At 38.8% G+C, this 21,749-nt stretch carries 18 protein-coding genes and 1 pseudogene; 5 read left to right on the forward strand and 14 right to left on the reverse strand.

Features of this window, described 5'->3' with window-relative positions:
- Positions 1-13: 13 nt before the first annotated feature.
- Positions 14-1,387: a sugar transferase gene (locus T456_RS0117630; protein WP_024867323.1), complete on the reverse strand. Its 1,374-nt coding sequence runs from the start codon at positions 1,385-1,387 to the stop codon at positions 14-16.
- Positions 1,388-1,512: 125 nt separating this feature from the next.
- Between T456_RS0117630 and T456_RS0117635 the strand changes: the two genes are divergently transcribed.
- Positions 1,513-3,021, forward strand: a complete 1,509-nt coding sequence (locus T456_RS0117635; protein ID WP_024867324.1) for a hypothetical protein — start codon at positions 1,513-1,515, stop codon at positions 3,019-3,021.
- Between the two features lie 35 nt (positions 3,022-3,056).
- On the opposite strand, the gene T456_RS0117640 is transcribed toward T456_RS0117635, so the two are convergent.
- From T456_RS0117640 to T456_RS0117700, 13 genes are all read right to left on the reverse strand, one after another.
- Positions 3,057-4,073 carry a hypothetical protein gene (locus T456_RS0117640; protein WP_024867325.1) on the reverse strand — a complete coding sequence of 339 codons (1,017 nt, stop codon included), beginning with the start codon at positions 4,071-4,073 and terminating at the stop codon, positions 3,057-3,059.
- A 34-nt stretch (positions 4,074-4,107) separates the two neighbouring features.
- The gene (locus T456_RS23880) at positions 4,108-6,423 is read right to left on the reverse strand and encodes a glycosyltransferase (RefSeq protein WP_330369820.1); all 2,316 of its coding nucleotides are present in this window, start codon (positions 6,421-6,423) and stop codon (positions 4,108-4,110) included.
- 27 nt (positions 6,424-6,450) lie between these two features.
- Complete coding sequence (locus tag T456_RS0117650) at positions 6,451-8,112, reverse strand: hypothetical protein (protein ID WP_024867327.1); 1,662 nt, start codon at positions 8,110-8,112, stop codon at positions 6,451-6,453.
- A gap of 47 nt (positions 8,113-8,159) precedes the next feature.
- Positions 8,160-9,581 (reverse strand): flippase, encoded by a 1,422-nt coding sequence (locus tag T456_RS0117655; protein WP_024867328.1) that lies wholly within the window; start codon positions 9,579-9,581, stop codon positions 8,160-8,162.
- Positions 9,568-10,581 carry a hypothetical protein gene (locus T456_RS0117660; RefSeq protein ID WP_024867329.1) on the reverse strand — a complete coding sequence of 338 codons (1,014 nt, stop codon included), beginning with the start codon at positions 10,579-10,581 and terminating at the stop codon, positions 9,568-9,570. Before T456_RS0117660 ends, T456_RS0117655 begins: the two co-directional genes overlap by 14 nt.
- Before the next feature lies 1 nt (position 10,582).
- A complete protein-coding gene (locus tag T456_RS20640) occupies positions 10,583-11,551 on the reverse strand; it encodes a glycosyltransferase (protein ID WP_024867330.1) in 969 nt (322 codons plus the stop codon).
- Positions 11,551-12,579 (reverse strand): glycosyltransferase family 2 protein, encoded by a 1,029-nt coding sequence (locus tag T456_RS20645; RefSeq protein WP_024867331.1) that lies wholly within the window; start codon positions 12,577-12,579, stop codon positions 11,551-11,553. Before T456_RS20645 ends, T456_RS20640 begins: the two co-directional genes overlap by 1 nt.
- A 38-nt stretch (positions 12,580-12,617) precedes the next feature.
- Positions 12,618-13,856, reverse strand: coding sequence for a glycosyltransferase (locus T456_RS0117675; RefSeq protein ID WP_024867332.1), 1,239 nt, complete (start codon positions 13,854-13,856; stop codon positions 12,618-12,620).
- Positions 13,834-15,000: a radical SAM protein gene (locus T456_RS0117680; RefSeq protein ID WP_024867333.1), complete on the reverse strand. Its 1,167-nt coding sequence runs from the start codon at positions 14,998-15,000 to the stop codon at positions 13,834-13,836. The genes T456_RS0117675 and T456_RS0117680 overlap by 23 nt, the downstream gene beginning before the upstream one ends.
- A gap of 7 nt (positions 15,001-15,007) precedes the next feature.
- Complete coding sequence (locus tag T456_RS0117685) at positions 15,008-16,099, reverse strand: glycosyltransferase family 4 protein (RefSeq protein WP_081749147.1); 1,092 nt, start codon at positions 16,097-16,099, stop codon at positions 15,008-15,010.
- Positions 16,078-16,641, reverse strand: coding sequence for an acyltransferase (locus T456_RS20650; protein WP_197026909.1), 564 nt, complete (start codon positions 16,639-16,641; stop codon positions 16,078-16,080). Before T456_RS20650 ends, T456_RS0117685 begins: the two co-directional genes overlap by 22 nt.
- Positions 16,642-16,780: 139 nt before the next feature.
- Complete coding sequence (locus T456_RS0117695; protein WP_024867336.1) at positions 16,781-17,314, reverse strand: hypothetical protein; 534 nt, start codon at positions 17,312-17,314, stop codon at positions 16,781-16,783.
- Entirely contained in the window at positions 17,307-18,587 is a 1,281-nt protein-coding gene (locus tag T456_RS0117700) for an O-antigen ligase family protein (RefSeq protein ID WP_024867337.1), read from the reverse strand. Before T456_RS0117700 ends, T456_RS0117695 begins: the two co-directional genes overlap by 8 nt.
- 528 nt (positions 18,588-19,115) lie before the next feature.
- Between T456_RS0117700 and tnpA the strand changes: the two are divergent.
- The 4 genes and pseudogenes from tnpA to tnpC all read left to right on the forward strand — a co-directional run.
- A pseudogene (tnpA, locus tag T456_RS24380) lies at positions 19,116-19,265 on the forward strand (IS66 family insertion sequence element accessory protein TnpA); the annotation flags it as partial.
- Between the two features lie 75 nt (positions 19,266-19,340).
- A complete protein-coding gene (locus T456_RS22650) occupies positions 19,341-19,517 on the forward strand; it encodes a hypothetical protein (protein ID WP_155838035.1) in 177 nt (58 codons plus the stop codon).
- A complete protein-coding gene (tnpB, locus tag T456_RS0117710) occupies positions 19,514-19,858 on the forward strand; it encodes an IS66 family insertion sequence element accessory protein TnpB (protein WP_024864678.1) in 345 nt (114 codons plus the stop codon). The genes T456_RS22650 and tnpB overlap by 4 nt, the downstream gene beginning before the upstream one ends.
- 150 nt (positions 19,859-20,008) lie before the next feature.
- A complete protein-coding gene (gene tnpC, locus T456_RS0117715) occupies positions 20,009-21,676 on the forward strand; it encodes an IS66 family transposase (protein ID WP_024865528.1) in 1,668 nt (555 codons plus the stop codon).
- Positions 21,677-21,749: the final 73 nt, after the last annotated feature.

The raw sequence follows: 21,749 nt of genomic DNA on the forward strand, positions 1-21,749 counted from the left end.
GTCGAAATATTTCTTACTTGGCGCCTCGCCCAAAAAGTACAACGCCAACAGTCTTAATCAGTATCATAAAGTCCTCTGTAAGGCTCCAGTTATCAATATATTTAAGATCAAGTTTTACTACTTCATCAAAATCTTCAATGTCGCTACGCCCACTTATCTGCCAAAGTCCCGTAAGTCCGGGAGTCATGGAGAGCCGTCTCCTATAGTGCTCATTGTACTGCTCAAATTCAGCTTCCGTCGGAGGCCTCGTTCCCACAAGACTCATCTCGCCCTTAATCACATTCAGGAACTGCGGGAACTCATCCAAACTGGTCTTTCTGATGAACGCCCCCACTTTTGTAACTCTTGGGTCATTCTCCATCTTAAACATAAGCCCCTTCATCTCATTCTGGGCCTCAAGCTCTTTCTTTCGCTCCTCAGCATCAATATACATGGATCTGAATTTATAGATTTTAAATCGTCTTCCATTCTTACCGACCCTTGTCTGTGAGAAGAAAACAGGTCCCGGCGAGTCCAGTTTGATAGCCGGTGCCAAAAAAACAGTGATAATACCTGTGATGATTAGCCCTACAATAGCACCTATAATATCAACGACTCTCTTGATAAATAATCTCTTATAACTGCTTCTGAACATGGAATAGGTAAGAACAGAGTAATCCATAAACTCTCCTACTTGAGTCGTTGCCTTACCAATGCTTGGAAGTTCAAGATTGTAATGTGTAGTAACTCCCATCTCTTCAAACCCAAGGATCAAGTCCTGAAGCTGTCCCTGTGGAATATTAGGAGTATTAATAAACACCTCGTCAAAAGGATCCGTTATCAGCTTACCGGTAAGATCCTGCAGTCCATCTTCAGCACAATAAGATGCTATGACCTTATACCCAAAGTTTCCCTTGGATTCAGAAAAGCGAGCCAATGTGCCATCCATCATATCCCGTTCAGCAATAACGACTACCCTGATCACATTATTCTCACTGGAAATGTGCTTTCTAAGTGCAACCTTAAAGGCAAGCCTCATAAGGTAAGTAAACAGAACATCCATCCAGGTGAAATGTAATATAACAAACCTTGACAGTATATCGGCCCAGCTAAGGAAATACACTACTACTATAGAAACAAATAGCATAATGGCTACGAATCTGACAACCGACAGGAACTCCATGACATATCCGCGCATTATAAAGTCTCTGTTCCAATCGGCCAAAAAAGTGTAAATAACGCAAAAAAGGAGAAAGATCACGCATATCATATAATGCAATGTCTTATCTCCGTAGTCCCTTTTATCATTATATCTGATGTATGTGGCAATAAGATATGACAGCAAGATGCATGCCATATCTATCCCCCACAATACATATGTCTGTAATACTTTATACTTCTGATTCATCTGTTATTCATCCTTGATTATGTGCTAAAAGCACTGTTTTGTTTCAACATATGCTTGTTTATTATAGCAAAAATGTGAGATAATTTCATCAGTATGTCCACAGTAAGCTTTAAGTGAGGGATGATATGAATTTCTGGTCAAAAAATAAAAGTCTTATAATATGTTTCGGTTTTGGATTTCTGATGATGTGCGTTTTTTACGTAGAACTGCATCCTTTAGTAATTGCCTCACCTGATGATTGGACATATATTTCATACTCAAGGCAAGCCTGGCCCATGAAAGGAGCATGGAATCCCGGGAAAGTATTACCGGAGACAATCGGCGGATTAGTTGGGAATCTTAGTGCTTTTCTGGTATATCCGATTTTGGGGGATTATATTAGGACGTTTTCAATATGCTACGGTATATTTTTCGCAGCACTAGCCGCAGCATATATAACTGCCTTCGCATCATTAGTCAAAAAGTGCTTTTCTCTAGACCACATACAGACTCTTTTTATTGCATTTGTGTTCTTTGCCCTTAATTTCCAATTATGCAAAGTAAGAACAATTAACAACAATCACCTGCTCAGTATTTATGGAATAAACTTAGGCATCAACTATTCTATGCCCACTTTTGTATGTGCCATAATGGCCTTTTATATTATAAAATGCGTAGCATATGATGATTACTTAAATACAATCAAAACTTATGACTTGGCATATGCACTCAACATGTTTAGAAGCTTCAAAAGTGGGATCCTGTTCCTATTTTTATATCTTTGCATCTTTTCAAATCTCATAACTAACGGAACACTATTAGCAGTTTTAGGTGCAGCTTTCATCCAACGGATATGTAATGATATCAAAACCGGCATCAGGCGTGGCTTCAAAAACTGGTTCTGGCGCTACTCAGCATATATTGCCGCTTTTGTCATGGATTTACTATGCGGATTATTTGAACTTACCGGAGGAAATGCAGATCTTCATGACGACTTTTCATTGTCCCGTGCAATTTCAGAATATCCAAGTACAGTAAAAACAGTTATAGACAACATAAATAAGCCAACGTTTCTAACCATCATAGTTATAATTGCATTATCTTTGGCCATTTCTTTTTCAGCCAAGCAAAAAGGCACTAATGACGCAGAACGTCTACGCAAAATGCTGATCATTACTCTTTCAGCATTATTGATAGATTTTATTTACGTTTCAATTATATCCATCAGAGTTGGAGGATATATTGCATCGGGAATGGTATATAACGGTATCTTAATCTGGGTAGTCAGCTCCGGTGTAATAAGCTGCGCATATATAATCAGCAAAATTGCTGAACTCAGAGCATATATCCCGATTATTGCATTTATACTCTTGTTCGTTGTGATTAATATTCCCGATAATGTTGGAAACGGATTCGGACTAGGCGATAGATTATATGGTGATAATTCATCTGCAGCATTTTATTACGAAGAATCCAACAGTCTGTTGGAGCAGTTTATAGATGCTGATAAGAATGGCGTAGAATCATTTACGCTTTACTCTAAAGGAGCAGTTGGAGATTGTGGGCAATGGGCTGCTTATAGAGTCAGAAGGACCCTACTTCGCCACGGTTTAATCCATAATGTCATGGAAGTAGATGTGCAAAAGACCAATTAGGCCAATCGACTATATAGTGTTAAGCTGTTGTACACTTAATGACACACAATCGCTCCAAGCACCTTAATTCCCAGGTTATTACACAATTCCAATTCCTTGGCTATATCATCGTATTTCGATATTCCCACTTTCTCCACCAGCATAATAGCATCTGAATTTGCGGCTTCTTCAACTGCGGAAGATAATTTCAAAATACTTCTGCAATTCACCACATCCATATTATTCGCAGAAGCACCTTTCTGTACTTCATTTTTTATTGAATCCGACATCACATCATCTATACTGCCACTAAGCGCAAGTCTCTTAATGCCCATATTCTTACTGGCGCCTATGACACTTGATACAACAAGTTCCATATTATTGTCACCCTTTATCTCGCCCAAAACAGGAAGTTCAAAGGCAACCGCCAGATCATCTGTAGTCCTAAGCACAGGAGTCAATATATATTTTAGTGCTGCTATCAAAATGACTATAAAGGCACCAGCCATAAAGCCAATTAAAATATACTTAATACTAAGGCTGTGTACTACTTTACTATTGTCGCTTACATCTGGAATATCTGAAACAATATAGGATGCATATGAATAATCATCTCTCCCTATGCTTACTAGCCAGTCGTCAACATTTTTAAATTCGCCTTCATGTATTTGTTTCAATATCTCAGCGTAAAGAGCTTTGTAATAAGCTCTCTCTAACGTTGTCATATATGAATAGCTACTTTTGTTTGATACATTTTCATACGCTTCTGTCTTTGAGGCTTCTTTAAGATTCTTCCTAGCCCAATCTTCATATCTCAAAGACATAATAACATCTTCTTCAACCCATATGGCATCGGCATCTTTAAGTTGCTCTCTTGCATCTATAATACTATATTCATCAAATGTGCCCAAATACTCATGGGTGGCTGTACTCACGCCAGATGCCCAATAACTATATCCGCCAAACAGAACAGCGCCAATAAAAGCACATATAATAATAGCTTTCGATTTCTTAAGTATTTGCACCATCAGATCCAACAAATCAATTTCTAATCTGTCCTGATAATTAATCATTCTTATCTCCTCTATAACCTTTGCTATTTAGCCTTCACTTGTATAATTGTACTGTCATAGCAGCAATTTCATCCCAGTTATATCTATTGCACACATAATCCGAGGCGCTATTCTTATACCGCGCAACCATCTCAGGATTTTCAATCAAGGTTTTCAGAGCTTTAACAAGTTCAGCCTTATCATTAACCCTGAATGTGACACCTTTATCGCTTACAACATCATAGTTTTCCGGGATATCAGATGTAAGGCAACAATTGCCATAGCTCATAGCTTCCAGCAGACTGATGGGCATTCCCTCAATTTCGCTTGGCAAGCAATAAACATAAGCATTACTGTATAGTTCACTAAGTTCCCTGCCTTTAACAAAGCCCGTAAAAACAATCCTGTCATCGCCCTCTGCCAGTCTTTTTAGTGAGTCCACATATTCTGTCGAATCACTGCTTCCTCCGGCAATAACCAGCTTTTTATCTGTCTCAACTTCCTTAAAGGCTTCTATGAGCAAATCGATTCGCTTTTCCCTAGTAAGTCTCGAAAGCGAAAGAATGTAATCATCCCTATTAAGTCCCCATTTAGATCCTATAACATCCGCATTAACTATTTCCGGCCTTTCTATGCCATTGTATATGAGGAATGAATCTCTGTTGTAATTGTCCTTGAAATATTGCTGAAGATGCCTTGACAAAACTATCATTGCATCGGATACACCGACAGCAACTCGCTCTCCAAATTTAATAAATGAAGATGCAAGGGACCCCCACTTTCCGGTCCTCGCCCAGTCAAGTCCATGTATGGTACAGACCGTCCTTATTCCAAACACGGAAGGAATCCACATAAAAGCACAGGGGCCTTCAGCATGGTAATGAATCACATCATAATCTTTAAATGAAACCATAATGCTGGCTATAAACGAATAAATAAGTGCAGCAAAGCCCTTCCTGTTTATAGTAGGAACCGAAATAATACCAATACCTTCGTATCTATTCAGTGTTTTATAATCAACCCCACTGTTTTCAGCTCCGGAGATATGCTGCCCGCTTCTGTTATAGGCATCTACCTGATGTCCCATCTTAACAAGGCGTTTGCTAAGTTCCTCTACAACCACTTCAACTCCGCCTTCTCTTCCGGGAATATGCTTATGCCCAATCATGGCAATTTTAAGTTTATCCTTATTTACCGAAACAAACATCTTAACAGGGCAGCTTCCGGTCTTCATGACCATATTGTAAAAGCAATCCCCAATGATCCATCCATAAATAAAAAAGTTTTTGGAATCTGTAAAATAGCCTCCCGTCATCTGATACATGATAATATAAGCAAACAGGGCTTTATCCAGACTTTTCCCATATTTTATGCAAAGGAATCCAATCCCCAGTATGATTGAAAATACCAGTAAAATCCCAAATATTCCGCCTTCTGATATTATCCTCATAAAGGAGTTTGGAAAGGCTCCGAATCCCTCCACAAGTTCAACTGCGAACGCAGTATTTCCGTTGCCAAATCCGGTACCAAGAAAGTATGTCTTTTTCAATACATTTGTGAGCATCGTAAGCGGCAAGGTAAGTTTGTAATAAACCATTATATCCTCACCGTTTATCATGGCAATTACCCTTTTATAAAATATGGGATTTGTGACCACAATCATGCCAACAGCAGCAATGACAAAAGCAAAAGTCCTGAGTATAATACGCTGTTTCCTACCGGACTCACTGTTTCTCTTTGAATAATATCCCACAACAGCCATGATCAATATAGCCACAGCAGCATAGCCCATCGCCCCAATAGAATACGACAAGTACATATCCACCATCATCACTAAGGAACACAGTGCCTGCTTCCAAAATACCTCCTGAGTCATCATCTGATATATAAGCATGACAAGTACTATTCCGGATGAAAAAGCCAATGTGCCTGCATCTGTATAAAAGAGTCTCAGGCGTGAGGCATAAAGAGTGCCTTGAATAAATTCATCCTGATACCATAGTGCAGAATCTGGCAACAAGAGGGCTATTACAGTTTCAATGCCCTGTATCAATGCAATCATTTCGGCAAATCGGTAGATATTCCACCGTTTACTGTTATATGCCACAAAAACCAAGAGCGTAATGTTAAGAACCATTTTAGCCAGGAAAATAAAGGTGCGAAGTGTGTCCGACCATGGGTATAAAAAAGCCATGATGAGAGTGACAACAGCAAATGGCATTACACATTTAAGTATCAGATAGAATTTTTCACGCCTCTTTAACACATAGAAAAAAAGGGCCAAAGCTGAAAACAGATAAAAAATATCTGCATTCCTGTCACGCCCCAATATGTATTGAGATGTAAATAAAAAGGCCAGTATATACTCCATCACATCCTCCCGGGAATGGATAAAAGACTATCGTTTTGTATTCTTGTAACTAAAGATATATATGATAAGTATAACAAAAATACTCCCCCACACAAAAAGACTTAAAGCAAGCCTGAATTTCTCCATATTTCCGGCATTGGGAGCATAATACCCACCCTGAACGGGACTTTTATCATCTGAGTAATACACATACATAAGCTCATCTTCATCGGTATAGTCAAGAACAATGTTACCCTCATTTTTAATTGCTTTAATCTGAGCTTTGTCATAAGTATGACCTTCCATCCCCTGAAAGATCCACTGCAAGCGTTCCCCTGCATTCCTGTCCGATAAAACGTATGCAGGTTTCGGAGTAATGCAATAATACATCGTGGAAATAAGCAGAATCAATAAAACTCCTACTATTATCATTTTTAAACTATTATTCTTTTTATCAAACAATTTTCCTTTTTGCGATGCCTCGCAGATAACAGGCAAACCTATCTCTTTTTCTCCAATCTTCAGTATTTGTATTTCTTTGGCTAGTAATGGTGTAAACGCAACATTTAATTTATTAAGGTAGCCATAAACCATCACTCCCATGAATACAAACGCCAGGTTCTTAAACCCTATGTTATATAAAAACGGATCCGTTATACCCATGATCAAAAGGGAAATTGTAATTGGAATCTCTCTTTTTTTGTTTTCACTTATCTCGCTTTTTAACAATAATATCCATAACAGGGAGACAACGCAAAATGCCACAATCCCCAATTGAATGAACAAGTACAGTTGTGACATATCAATTCCATAAATGTGCGCATCCGGGTCAGATAGCCGTATCCCGAATAAAGACAACGGATTATTATCAAGATAATACTTACCTTCTGCAAACCTAGATCCCAGATTATACTCAACACTCCTAAAAAAACTAATAGTATCATCAGAAGCGATAAAAGGTATAAGAATACATACTGCCCAAATAACAGGCATAATAAGTATTGATATAATCCTTGTAATTATTCCCGTCTTATCCATATAGGCATATATCATATTGATTGCCAGATACAGGCAAAGCAATAGCATACCCGTTCTGCTTCCAGAATACAAAAAAAGATACATGCCAATCAGCAACACAACAACCGAAGCCAGCCAAATCTTTGGCTTATTATTATGCCCAATGACATACATCACCATCATCGCTATGATCACAAATGAACTACTAAGAGTGTTTGGATGAGGAGCCCCTAAGGATCTTCTGAAAACCTCTCCAACAAAATGTCTTTCCTGAAGATACGCAACATCTTCAATTATGCCAAATGCAGATAAAAATGATAAAACGGCAATTCCGGATCCTCCTGCAATTATCCCGGCCTTAAACAGTCTGTTTACATTGATATTTTTCACCCCCATCATGAGAGCAAAGTATAATAGCAAACCTTTTTCTCCGGTCTTTATATAAACAATTCCGGCCAGGATCATAAAGGCACAAATGACAATGTATTCCAAAACAGAATATTCAGACATCAGTACGCTGATTCCCCAAACCAGAAATCCCACCACTAATAAAGGGACATATGACGATTTGCTTTCATATATCCCCCACATTCTCATTCCGAACATGATCATGAAAAAACAATAAAATGTCAGTTCACGGATAGTAAAAGTATTCCTGGCAATATTAAGTTTGAGATTCTTCTCCATACCCATAAAATATATACCTTGTCGATAAAACTATGGTTGCAGGAATAATTCCATCACCTTCTAATTCTCTTCCTTTCATATACCAAAACCAATAGGCCATATGGCAAAACACTGGCAACAAAAGAAATCAAGATTACCAAAATAGGTTGCTGCAGATTAACGTTTTTTACACCGATACATACAATAGTCACCCAAACTGCTCCAATTATCCCAACAATAAAATCTGATTTTATTCTGATCTTCACCACTCCACGCGTAAAGATAATTCCCATGATCATCAATAACATCTCAGAAATAAGAGTTGTCACCGACACTGCAACATAACTATACCTTTTAATAAAAATAACATTGAGAATAACGTTTATCATTGCGCTTATAGTTGTAGCGAGCATAATCTGCTTATCCATCCCATAAGACAGCATCACCACACTAATATATACACTTCCAATTGTTGAAAAAACAAGGGCTATACCAAGAATGGCAAGCGCTGAATATGCTTTTTCATACGAATATCCAGCCAAAATTATTATAAGTTCTTTTCCAACAAACAGCACTCCTGCAACTAAAGGAAGTAATAGTACCACCAAAACGCCTAACAATTCGCTTACTGATAAGCTTATATCTAAGTCTTTATTCTTTCCCAACTTATAGCTAAGTCTTGGTGTTACAACTGCAGTGACTGCGTTTATCACCTTCTTTAATAATTCATATATTTTGCCGGCTACTGCATAATATCCTACAGCAATATCCCCAACCATCAACCCCAGCATCGATGTGTCTGAATACAAATAGATCATTGTTGAAATGGCATTTCCAAACAATATCATAATTGGCTGTAAATGCTTTTTGGCATTAACCCTAAAAGTAAATTTTATTTTTATTCCCAGTTTTTTTCTTATGTATGCCAGATTCATTGCATATGACAGTGTCGTTCCAAGATTCACAACAAAAGCGTATATAAGAACATCTTCGGGCCCTTTTATAAACACAAAAGTACAAACAACCGCTATTAATTGGCAGATGATATACCGGATTGTCATATATAAATAATCTTCATATACAACATTTATCCAATCCGCCCCAACTGTAGTGAATAATACATTAATGCTCAAAACTATCATTATCCATTTATATGGATATAATCTTGGCCACACCACAAGTAATACAGCTAATAAAACATAAGAAATCAATGTAGAAATAATGTTAATTGATACTACTTCACTGGAAAATATCTGAAACTCATTTTTGTTATCTCTGATCTTTGCCCCTTCTCTTACGCCATAGCTATAGACCCCCAATCCCGCCACAAGCGCCAAATAGCTGATAAAAGAATTAGCAGTGTTAACCTTCCCATACGTCTCAACCTCTAACACTCTTGATACATAAGGAAAAGAAATCATGGGAAATATAATTGAGCATATCTGCCTTAATACATTCAAAACTGCATTAACTTTTAATGATCTATGTCTCTCCATTCCACTCACTCAAAGCCGTCTTTCGCTCATTCTCTTTTTCATACAACATATCCAATATTCTAATTGGTGAAAATCGATCAGGTTCATTGTACTTTACATCTATTTTCTTTTTTATAAAATCAATGTCTAAATCCTTTATTGATGTAAAGACACTCATAAATCTTTCATCATAAAAAGGTTCTTTTTTTATCGCCACATTATTAGTCAAAAGCTTTTTGTTGAAAGCTATTGCTTCACATACTCTTAGGGTAATACCTGTTTGTCCCCCTTTGACTATCTCTAAAAGACAATCACTATTGTAGGACCTAAGTATTTCCTCCTTAAAAGCTATCGTCTTGTTATATATGATCCCATCTTCCGGATTAATATACTCCTGTGGAACCGATGTCAAAATGAAACAACTATTATCAACATTTTTTCTTATATATCTACAGACATCCAACGATGCCTGTAAACGCCCAAATGTATCTCCGGCAAAAAAACAGGAGCTACTTAGTTCTTGGTTACTGACTGCATACTCGGGGATAGAAAAACAATGTTCAAACTTGATAAAACCGTACTTATCACAATCCCTTTGATCAAAAGAAAAAATATAATCAAATAAAGACTGAAATCTGATTGCTCTTTTAGCACTAAAATAATTAGAATTATCAAATAAAAGCAATACGTATCCAACGTTTTTATGCTTTTGCTTAATTCTCTGCAAATAATTATAGGAAAAATGATATCTGAAGCTGCCATTCATAAAGATTATCAGATATCTTTCCTTGGAATCAAAATCATATTTGTCCAGACTATAAAACCTATTCCAAATGTCCTTGAAAGGAAACTCAAAACTATTATTCAATTTAGGGCTATAATGCTTTTTATGCAGAAAGGCTAAACTTTGAGGAAGAACTAGACGCGGAATCTCCTCAACAGAATACTTTCGAGTCCTAAATAGATCCTCCATCATCACCCTGTATAATTCATGTTCGTCATCGATAATTAAGAATTTCATGTCAATCCCTTTTGTGAATCATAGAATGAATTGGCAAATACAGTCCTAACAATATTAGTAGTCCCTTCATTTTATCAATCACCCCAATATTCCTATCAAAAAAGAACTCTTTAAAATGCTTTCTAAAAGTAGCGTATACTTTATCATAATCATCCTTATTGGAAACATAAGTAGACTTATTGGAAAGCAGAAGATACAGAACTTCCTGCATATACCGGGTGCTAAGCACATAGAATTCATGAATAATATGAGGATATTTTCTGCATATATAATCCTCTATATTCCTCAAATGCTTAAGCATTATCATCTTATTGTGTTTATAGCCTGATCTCGTTATACTGCCTTCATTTTCACAATAAAAATACAAGGCCTCTCCCAGATAAACTATCTTCTCTGCATCACCCAATATTGCTATAACGAGTTCTATATCCTCATTTATCTCTCCCTCAGGAAATCTTTTATTTATAATTGCCTCTCTCTTAAAGAGCTTATCCCAGACAGCTTCACTTATATATCCCCCTATAAATATCTGCCTGATAGCCTCTTCAGAAGCTACAACTTTTTCACCCTCGACTACTTTTTGAGGCTCAAAGCAATCACCACTTACTCTCATCCTTCCACAAGTAACAACAGTGGCATTATTTTTTTGAGCACACAAAAACATGGATTCGACCATATTGGAATCAATATAATCATCACTGTCTACAAATGCTATATACTCTCCAGAAGCCACGGAAAGGCCTGAATTCCTAGCTGCAGATAATCCTCCATTACTTCTGTGGATCACTTTTATTCTAGAATCCTTTAGTCCATATTTATCACATATCTTTCCGCTTCCATCAGTAGACCCATCATCTACCAATATTATTTCCAAATTAGCATAGGATTGATTAATGATGCTCTCCAAACATCGAACCAAATATCTCTCGACATTGTATATTGGTACTATAATACTTACAATTTCATTCATTAGCTCACCCTGCTTTTTAATCTGCACAACATAAAGCTAAGAAAAGTAAGCCTTTTCCTCATAGAAAGCATGAATAGTCTCTTAGAAAAAGCATATCTGTTGTCATTTGCAAATAGTTTTTGCAAAAGTTCACTATTAGCAATACCCTTTATAGCTTTCATTTTTTTGAAAAAGTCCACATCAGCATCCGATACCTGTTTTATAGCTGCTATTGTGAAATCTATATAGCTATTTGCAATCCCTCTTTCTACGTCCTGCCCATATCCAAGCTCTCTGCACTTCGCAACGCAAACATAATAGAACTGTTCAATCCTTTGGTATCTGTCCGGAGCATATTTACGACTGAGAGAATTACTATTTCTCACATAATAATACAAAGCATAAGGAAGAACGCCCGCAACTTTCACATGGCTATATAGCACAAACAAAGAATAAACATCTTCTGAAATGATCTTTCTTTCCGATTCACATTTCCAATTATTATTTTTAATCATGTCAAGGGAAATTAACGCGGCACATAAACTCATTATACTTCCGAATGGTTTATTTAAAGATCTGTTTCCACCACTAATGCCGGGCAAAAATTCCTTTATAATCTGTTCTCCCCTAAATACTCTCTCCTCTTCTGCCCTAAGCTCATTTTCTACATTTAATTCTTCATCCACCCAAAAAAAGCCAAAGTGAACAATATCCGCAGAATTCTTTTCAGCAAATAATACACACTTCTCTACGGATGATGCATGCATGAAATCATCGCTGTCGCAAAACATTATGTATTTGCCTGAAGCATTGTCTATCCCGGTGTTTCTCGCCTCTCCTAGCCCTGCATTAGCCTTATGGATCACTTTAATCCTATCGTCACATAATTTCCACTTATCACATATATCTCCACTTTTATCCTGAGATCCATCGTCGACCAGAATTATCTCAATATTCCTATATGTTTGATTAACGACACTCTTTATACATCTTCCAAGCGTCGCTTCCACGTTATATACCGGAATAACGATGGAAACAATTGGTTCCATTATAACTTCACCTTACCTTCTTCTAAATGTGTACCTTATCAGCCCTTCAATTTGGCCCCAAAAGTGTCTTCATACCACCTTGAATACTCATCTGTATCCGGCCTTCTAAGATTCACCAAGTTGCTTCGACATTCAGCTACTGATTCAGTATCATTCCATAACCTGCTTATCGCCTCCGTTAAGCTCTGAACACTTCCGCTCTCAAACAGCCATCCTGTTTTGCCTTCTTCAATCAGTTCCGGAATGCCTCCTATCTTTGCTCCCAGTACCGGAGTCAAACGATCCTGACTCTCCATTACGGAAAACGGGCAGTTCTCATAACACTCAGACGGGCATACAGAGAACTCTGCATTTCCTATAAGACTGTTCAGTTCTTCTCCAGATTTAAAACCGACATTCTGAGCATTAGGAAGGCTGTCTATTTCCTTGGAGTATTCACCAGTCCCCGCAAAAACAAAATTAATATCAGGCAAATTCTTACATGCCTCTATCAGAGTTCTCACGCCTTTTTCCCATGAAAAACGGCCAAAATACAAAACATATTTCCCGTATGGAGAATTATTGGTTTTATTACCGTTGTCTGAGCATCTGTCATAAGGCTCAATAAAATTATGCTTTGCTACAGTCTTAGATGCAAAAACCGTGTTAGTATCCATTCTGCTCTTCATGAATTCTGAACAGCATATTATAGAATCAATATATTTATATGTACCTTTTCGTCGCCAAAACCAAGCCTCGATAGCTCCCATCATGGACTTTATTACAGATCCATGAATACATCTGCCTCTTACACAGTTAAGGTACTGTCCACCTATGCACTTTTCGCAGTTGCTATGGGTCCTCGGATTATTAAACATGTGATTGGGACAAAGAAGCTGATAATCGTGAGCGGTATATATAATTCTGCACGCTCTGCCGGTATCCTTGCGCCACTTAACAACCTCCAATATTACAGATGGAGTCAGCTGATAATTGAAATTATTCAAGTGCACTACGTCAGGCTTAAAGTCATCCAACACAAGCCGAATCTTATCTCTGGCCTCTTTGCTGTATATAGTCTTAAATGAATAGCCAAGCTTCTGTAAAACACCGGCATTATGAAAATCCATATCCGCAGTATACGCGCCAACCGCATTTCCTACGCACCGTCCCTCATGCTCCATACCAAAATACTGGACTGCATGACCGTGTTTTTTTAGCGCATCTCCCAATCCGAATATGTATGTTTCCGAGCCACCATTTGGATAAAGGAACTTATTTACTATCAATACTCTCATTTACAATATCTTCCCATGATCTATCATTAAGCTGTTCCTTGCTTGCTTCACTCAATCCGTTATTAGCCACAGCACACAGGTCACATGTGCTGCACTTATCAAGTTCTTCCTTTGTCACCTTACCATCTCGATAGTCTCTGACAATCCTGTTTTCATACATGCTGTAAGGGCTCTTTGTGAATAAAGCTTTAAACTTATGTACCGCGACCCAGGTAGCAGGTTTCCATATATATTTGTGCATAGCGGGGCTCACTGAGCCTATCATCCAGCACTGCCTGTCACAATTTCTTACTTTTTTTCTCACCGCCTCTGCTTCTGGGCTGTTCCATAGTTCATCCCATGTCTGATCATTAAGGTTTCCCATAACCTCTTTGTCTTTAGTTCCGTTACAAGGCATAACATCTCCATAGGGATCAATAAAGAAGGTATCAAAGCTCATGTCACAGGGAAGCAGCCTCTTCTGTCCATAAATATAATTAATAAGGCCATGATTAAAATATGCTCTAAACCACTTCTTGGGGCTGTTACTTCGAAGCAATCTGTTAATCAGCTTTTCAAAGTTTTCAGCTACCATAGGTCTATCCTTTATGATATTTTTAGCCTCCACAAAATAAAAGCTGTTGTGAAGGGATGCAGTCGCAAACTCCATCCCCATTTTGTCTGATATATCGTAGAGAGGAACCAGGTCAGGGGCATTTCTATCCTGAACAGTCATGCCAAAACCCACATCCTTCATGCCCATATCCCTCAAAATCTTGAGTGTACTATAGCCACGCTGATATCCATTCTCAAGCCCTCGAATCTCATTGTTGGTCTTTTCAAGGCCTTCTATAGATATACGTATTCCCACCTGCGGAAATTCTTTTGCAAGATCGACTATCCTGTCCGTAAAGAATCCGTTAGTAGAAATAACTATTCTGTCCGATTTTTTGTAGAGCTCTCTGACTATATCCTTAAGATCAGTTCTGATAAATGGCTCTCCACCGGTAATATTCGTAAAATACATTGGTGGAAGCTTCCTTATGGTATCAAGCGAAATCTCTTCTTCCGGTTTAGATGGAGCCTTATACCTATTGCACATAGAACATCTCGCGTTACATCGATATGTAACAATAACCGTTCCGTTTAATTTCTTTGTGGACATCATATCATTACGTGTTTTCATTGATAAAATCCTCTATTTCTCTTGCCATGGTTTTCTCATTACACTCATTCATAACAAAGTCCGCAGCACGAGCGCCTATTTCTAACCTAAATTCGGAATCTGAATTTACCAGTTTAATCTTTTTAGCAAGGTCCTCAGTATTTTCGGGATCATAGAACACGATGTTCTCTCTATCCGTTCCGTAATCCACAAGACTTGGAACTCTGGAAGCTATTACGCACTTCCCAAGAGCCATCTGCTGTAAAAGAGTCATCTGCCCATAAGAATAATTAAATGACTTAAGAGGCAATATAGCAAACTTTGCCCCCTCAATATTAGAAACAAGTTCATTTACCGGGACATATGGCATCTGTTGAATCAAGGGATTACCACTATATCTATCCTCCACATGACCAATAAGCCGAAGTTTAAGGTCATTGACCCCTGATAATTCGAAGGCTTTTACCACAGTATCCCAATCGCGTTTGCTATAGCCCACGCAAATACAATACGGCGACGAATCAATATCATCAAAAGTCATCTCGGTATTTCTATGACAATTGAAAAACTCAGAATCCGTTCCAAATCGGATAAACCTTGATCTATCAATTATCCATGGAAAGCACTTTGCATAGTAATCCTTCTGTCGGCTAGTATGGTAAATTATACCATCAATAGATTTACTGGCGAATTGCATAAGTTTAAGGGCTGCTCCTGATTCGGAAGCACTGTTAAAGGAGCCTATCTCAAAAACAATATGCTTAGCCCTTGTTTTAAAAAATCTCCTCCACAAACTGACAACCACTCCGCTCTGCATCCCATGGGATATTACAAAATCATACTTATTAAGCTTCGGTATCGCCTTCAGTGCCTGCCAGATATAAAATCTCATGCCCTTCCTTTCAAAGTTTTCAAGCCACGAAAATGACGATACATCTATCACATCCACCTGGGGATTACCCTCAAAGTATCTGAAAAACCAATAATCATTCCCATTTACATAATAGTCTGGCGGTTGCTTATCCGTTGGAGTCCTTTCGCAATATTCAATTTTCCAATTCGGTAAAAAGAGGATTTTCATTCGTCCACCTTTTCCCATTCCATTTTTTCTTCATTAAATCGTTTTATTACTCTTGCAGGTGCACCAACCGCTACGCAGTAATCCGGTATATCTCTTGTCACCACTGAATTAGCCCCAACAACAGTGCCTTGGCCTATGCTTATATTCCCAACAATTACAGCATTTATACCTATGTATGCCCCATCCCCAATGCTAATTTTATTATCCCTGTTAACAATACCCTGCTTGATCACAGGGACTTGTATGTTCCTATATTCGTGGTCACAATCAGTAATATATACATTAGGAGAGAGCAAAACATCTTTTCCGATATAGAGTGAGTTAGCTATTGACAACCTATCTCTTTGTCCTATTTCTGTACCATTTCCTATGTTTATAGATGCACCGCCACACCAAAGATCCACTTCCGGACGAATTGTTACATGATCTGAAAGGTGAATATTTCTCCCACCAACAACATTAACTCTTTTACCTATATATACACAACTAGAGGGATATACATTGATATGATTGATTCTTCCACGAATAAACCCCAGAAAATATTTGATTATTCTTACCACACTCATACTCCGTATCTTTCTCTATCAGTGCCTGTCACTGTGAAGAATAAAATTTCTTTTCCACTATAATTCCTGCTACAATAAACACCTGTAGCCGCAGTCAAAAAAGCATATAAAATGTAATATGAATCACTTCTGGTTACTTCTCAGGCGATGTGGACACAAACAGTATAATCAAAAACAAAATACCCATGAATGTCCCAAACACCGCGCCTTTTAGTGCATCCGACATGATAAATCCCTGCGGAGCGGGCTTTTCAAGATACGATCCGCTTTCCATATATGCTTCAAAAACAGCTATCGCAGTGTCATAGTCTGAATCAGCAAGGCTGTCCGTAAATTCCTGATTCCTGTTCTCACTAATAAGCTTATAAAGTTCGGGCTGCAATGCATTATAAAGCACCTTTTGAGTGTCTGTATTAGTCTTTAGAATTTCCTCAAGTCTCCTATCCTGCTCATCTGTTAATGTTCCATCATCATGCTGCAGGATCAGATAGTATTTTAGTTCCTCATATACCTGAATCTTTGCATTACCACCAACATATTTAATTATATCATCCTTGGTGTCTTTTCCTGAGTTCTGCATAGTCTTAAGGAGCATTCCTGATATAACAGCCAATACTAAGGCTGTTCCAAATATCACGTACCATTTTTTTATTATATATTTATACATTATCAGACCCACCTTTCATCTCAGAGAATCCATATATAAGCCCCAAAAGAACCGCCAATGGAATTGAAACCGAATTATTGAATGTGGGCTCAGTTGTTGATGAAATCATGAGATATCCCCATATAAACATGGCAGAAAAATACATATTTGCTTCCTTTTTATACAGATTCCAAGTAATGATTAGCAATGCCCCCAACATCAAGACATATAAAACCGTACCAATTATTCCTGTCTGTCCCATTATTATCGGCCAAAACATATCATCGAAGTAGTAAGCCGACCTTCCCTCAACGAGCGATAATTGTGCAGAATCGATTAATCCATATAGGATATAAACAGGCGAATAATGCTCTGCAGCAACATGTGACGAAAAAGTTCCAAACCCCGTTCCTATGGGAAAGTAATCCTTCATTATTTGAATACCTGTCTCCAGTATTAGACTTCTTGCAGCATATCCCCTCAATTGAATAAAAAAAGGCGCTATCCTGTGCCATCCGACTATCACTAGTATGACTCCCGCCACCAATAGTTCCCAGACTTTAAGCTTACTGTGGAACACTTTGATGATTGCCCAGAGTATAATGAATACAACTATTCCGCCAAACGCTTTTGCCCTTTGGGTAGCAAACAGGAGCACAAAATCCAAGAGGATATAGGGTATTACTCTCCTCCTGTAATATAGCGCAAATATCGCAAGAAGAAAAGTTACTGCACCGGCCAGATATGTAGGATGGAAATAGATAAGCTTATATGCCCTTCCAAAGCGTCTTATCTCGACATACCAGATATTGAAAAAATAATCAATTATCAGAAGCACAAACAGTACTACAGTTGATATCTTTGCTATCGGCACTATTACACTTCCTGTTTCGTCATATGTGAATTCAGATTTTGCGGCGTAAAATCCAAATACAATAAGGAAGAACTTTACATTTGTGTAGGCATCTATTACCCAGTATTTGAATGGCTGATAATTAAACGCAAGTGTTGAAATAATACCGACAATAAAGAACATTGGAAAAAATAACGATGCAAGAAACATGAACCTGTTTTTGAACTTTTCGTTAAGACTTCGTAGATTAAATAATAAAAAAATACCTCCTATTAGTCCTGCCGCCTCATCTATGTAAGAAGCATAGGATACAACAGATTCCAGCGGACTTTGAAAGATAAGAAGCAATATGAATAGTCCAAATAACAGCTTATATAGTTTTTGTTTACAAATAATGTTTTTTGTCTCTATCATTTTCTTAATTTCCTCATTTTTCTCCATTAGTGCCTGTCACTGTGAAAGAAGTGGGAATTCTCTAACCGCAAACATTCGTAGCACAGAGATCCACAACTGGATTCTTATGCTCTCACGCTTATAACATTTTAACAATATGATAAACCCCATAAAACAATGAATGATATTTGGGACGATAGTTTCTTCATAAGAGATACCATCTTTTATTGCCAAGTTATTGATACCATTGCAGTTTCTCACACATAGCTTGCCTCGTAGGATATATTACTTCCGCTCCAGAGCTTGTTGTCTTACCCATTATTATCACCTGCATAATGCGACATTATGTATCTGCCCAGTTCGTCATAACGTAATAGGTTGCAGACTGCTTCTGCCTGTATGGAAACAAACTCAGATTAATAATCAAGGCTCTGCTCTGAAGTAAGCGCGAAATAATCCGGCGGATGTGAATGCGTCCCTCAATCACTCATAATGGATTTGAACTATAAACTACATTTTAGTGTGAACACTTGAACTTATGAACTTCATTTTGGTGTCACATGGAAAGGATAGCTTATGTCAGATCCCAAGCATTATCGTACTAAAGATGAGTGGTTCAAGCTCGTCCAGGAGTGCCGTAAAAGCGGTTTATCGGACGCTCAATGGTGCGCATTAAATGGTATCAGCCGTCATTCATTAAACACTGCTATCAAAAGGCTGCGGAAATGTTCTTATGCAATTCCTCCTCGCAGCTCTGATGATATATATGACCTGGCCATTCCAAAACAGGATGTGGTCAAAGTGGATATCGTTCCTGATATCCAGCCGCCACAGAAGATCATTCCTGAGGCGGCACCGCACATTGACAATTCACATATGATAGAGATAAGTCTTGGAGATGTACATATTTCTCTCTTCAACGGAGCTGATCCGGATCTTGTAACCAGGACTCTCTCAGCCTTAAGGAGCTTCGTATGATCGGCGATATAACAGCTGCAGATGAGATCTACATTGTCTGCGGCTACACTGACATGAGAAAGTCTATCGATGGCCTCTGTGCCATAATCGAAGACAAGCTCCACATGGATCCAAGAAGCAGGGCTCTGTATCTCTTCTGTGGGAGAAGGGCTGACAGGTTCAAGATGCTTCTTTGGGAGCCGGACGGATTCATACTGTTCTACAAAAGACTATCCGCCGAACAGGGACGATACCGCTGGCCAAGAAACAAGGATGAAGTACGCAACCTGACCTGGCGCGAGTTCGACTGGCTTCTCTCAGGTATCGATATAGAGCAACCTAAGGCCATTAGAGCCTCTTAAGGTCTGTGTATCAGTTTTTGTGCATAATTCTGAAATCGCCTTATATCGGATTAATTAGATGCCGGTTTTCAGATCACTTTGGCACTTTTACCGATATTAATTGCCTTGTAAGTCTGATAAAATCTATATATCAGATGTAAGGAGGCTGTCGTGGCGAGAGATTCCAAGGACCAGCAGCTCATTGAGCTGAAGGACACTGTGAAAGAACTGAATACCACCATCAGAAATCTCAACGCACACATTGAGGCTGCTAACAAACGCGAAGAGGAGCATCTTCTGAAAGAGCAGGAACATATCGAAAGAGAAAAAGTCCTGCAGGAACAGATAGATTACCTCACCAAGAAACTCTTTGGCAGATCAAGTGAGAAACGTGATGATTTTGAGGGACAGCTGAATCTCTTCAATGAAGCCGAAACTCTAAAGGCTGATCCTGATCCCGAGGAACAGGAATTCACCACCGTCGAGAAACATACCCGCAAGAAAAAATCCAAGATGTCTGATAAGTTTGCAGGCCTCCCTGTCCAGGAGGTTATTCTTGATGTTCCTGAAGATGAGCGCATCTGCGATGTCTGTGGCACTCCTCTTGAGAGGATTGGGAAAGAATTCCTTCGCAGAGAGATCGAATTCATTAAGCCAAGTATCAAGATCATTGATTACTACAGTGTCAGCTATGGATGTCCTAACTGCAAGATAAATGCTGAGGTCCCGCACATCGTAAGAGGACGCGACGGTCAGGCACATATGCTGCACGGCATGGCATCTGCCGGAACAGTTGCGTGGGTAATGTATCAGAAGTATGTTAACTCTCTTCCTCTTTACAGACAGGAAAAAGACTTCAAGATGTACGGAGCCGAAATCTGCAGAGGAACCATTGCCAACTGGATAATCAATAACGCTGAAGAGTTCTTCAAGCCTATGTGCAATTACTTCCAGAGAAAGCTTGTTGCCGGAAGATATGCAATGGCAGACGAAACGCCCGTACAGGTGCTCAAAGAACCAGGGCGCAGGGCTGAATCAAGGTCGTACATGTGGGTTTTCCGTTCGGGAGAGTTTGATCCGGAGCAGATAGTTCTGTTCCACTATTCTCCGACACGGGCGGGAGATACTGCAAAGGAGTTCCTTGAAGGATTCCACGGGTACCTTATGACTGACGGGTACAGTGGATACAATAAGCTCAGGGACTGCACGAGGAATTCCTGCTGGGCGCACATAAGAAGGTATCTTATAGATGCCATTCCCAAAGGTAAGGAATACGATCACAGCCAGCCGGCAGTACAGGGACTTGCCTATGTCGACAAGCTCTTCGAGATGGAACGGAAAATCCATGAAAAGAAGGGCTCTGATTTCGATGCCATAAAGAAGTTCCGCCTTGAAAAGGAGAAACCTGTACTTGACGGTTTCTGGAACTGGCTTGACTGCCAGACTGCAATAAAGAATTCCAGAATGTACAAAGCCCTTGTTTACATCCAAAACAGAAGACCGTTCCTCGAAACCTATCTTGAGGATGGTGGCTGCAGTTTCAATAACAACACTTCCGAGAGAAGCTGCAAGGCCTTTGTTACTGGCCGCAAGAACTGGCTGTTTTCAGACTCAGTTGATGGCGCAGAGGCAAGTGCTCTTACTTATTCCATTGTTGAAACAGCTAGGGCAAATGGTGTTGATGTTTATTACTACCTGAAATATCTTCTCATGAAGTGTCCAACATCTCTTACCAGCGATGAAGATCTTGAGAAGCTCTGCCCGTGGCATCCTGAATGCAAGGAAGCTCTGGATGAACTTCACAGACAGCATCAGAAAGCAATCTTCGACGCAATGTAATCTTTATCATATGTGAATTGTCAAGGTGCTCCAGTCTCTATGAGGCTGGGGTATATTTTATGGGCAAAAGCCC

It is taken from the genome of Butyrivibrio sp. FCS014 (genome assembly GCF_000526935.1).
Classification (GTDB): domain Bacteria; phylum Bacillota; class Clostridia; order Lachnospirales; family Lachnospiraceae; genus Butyrivibrio.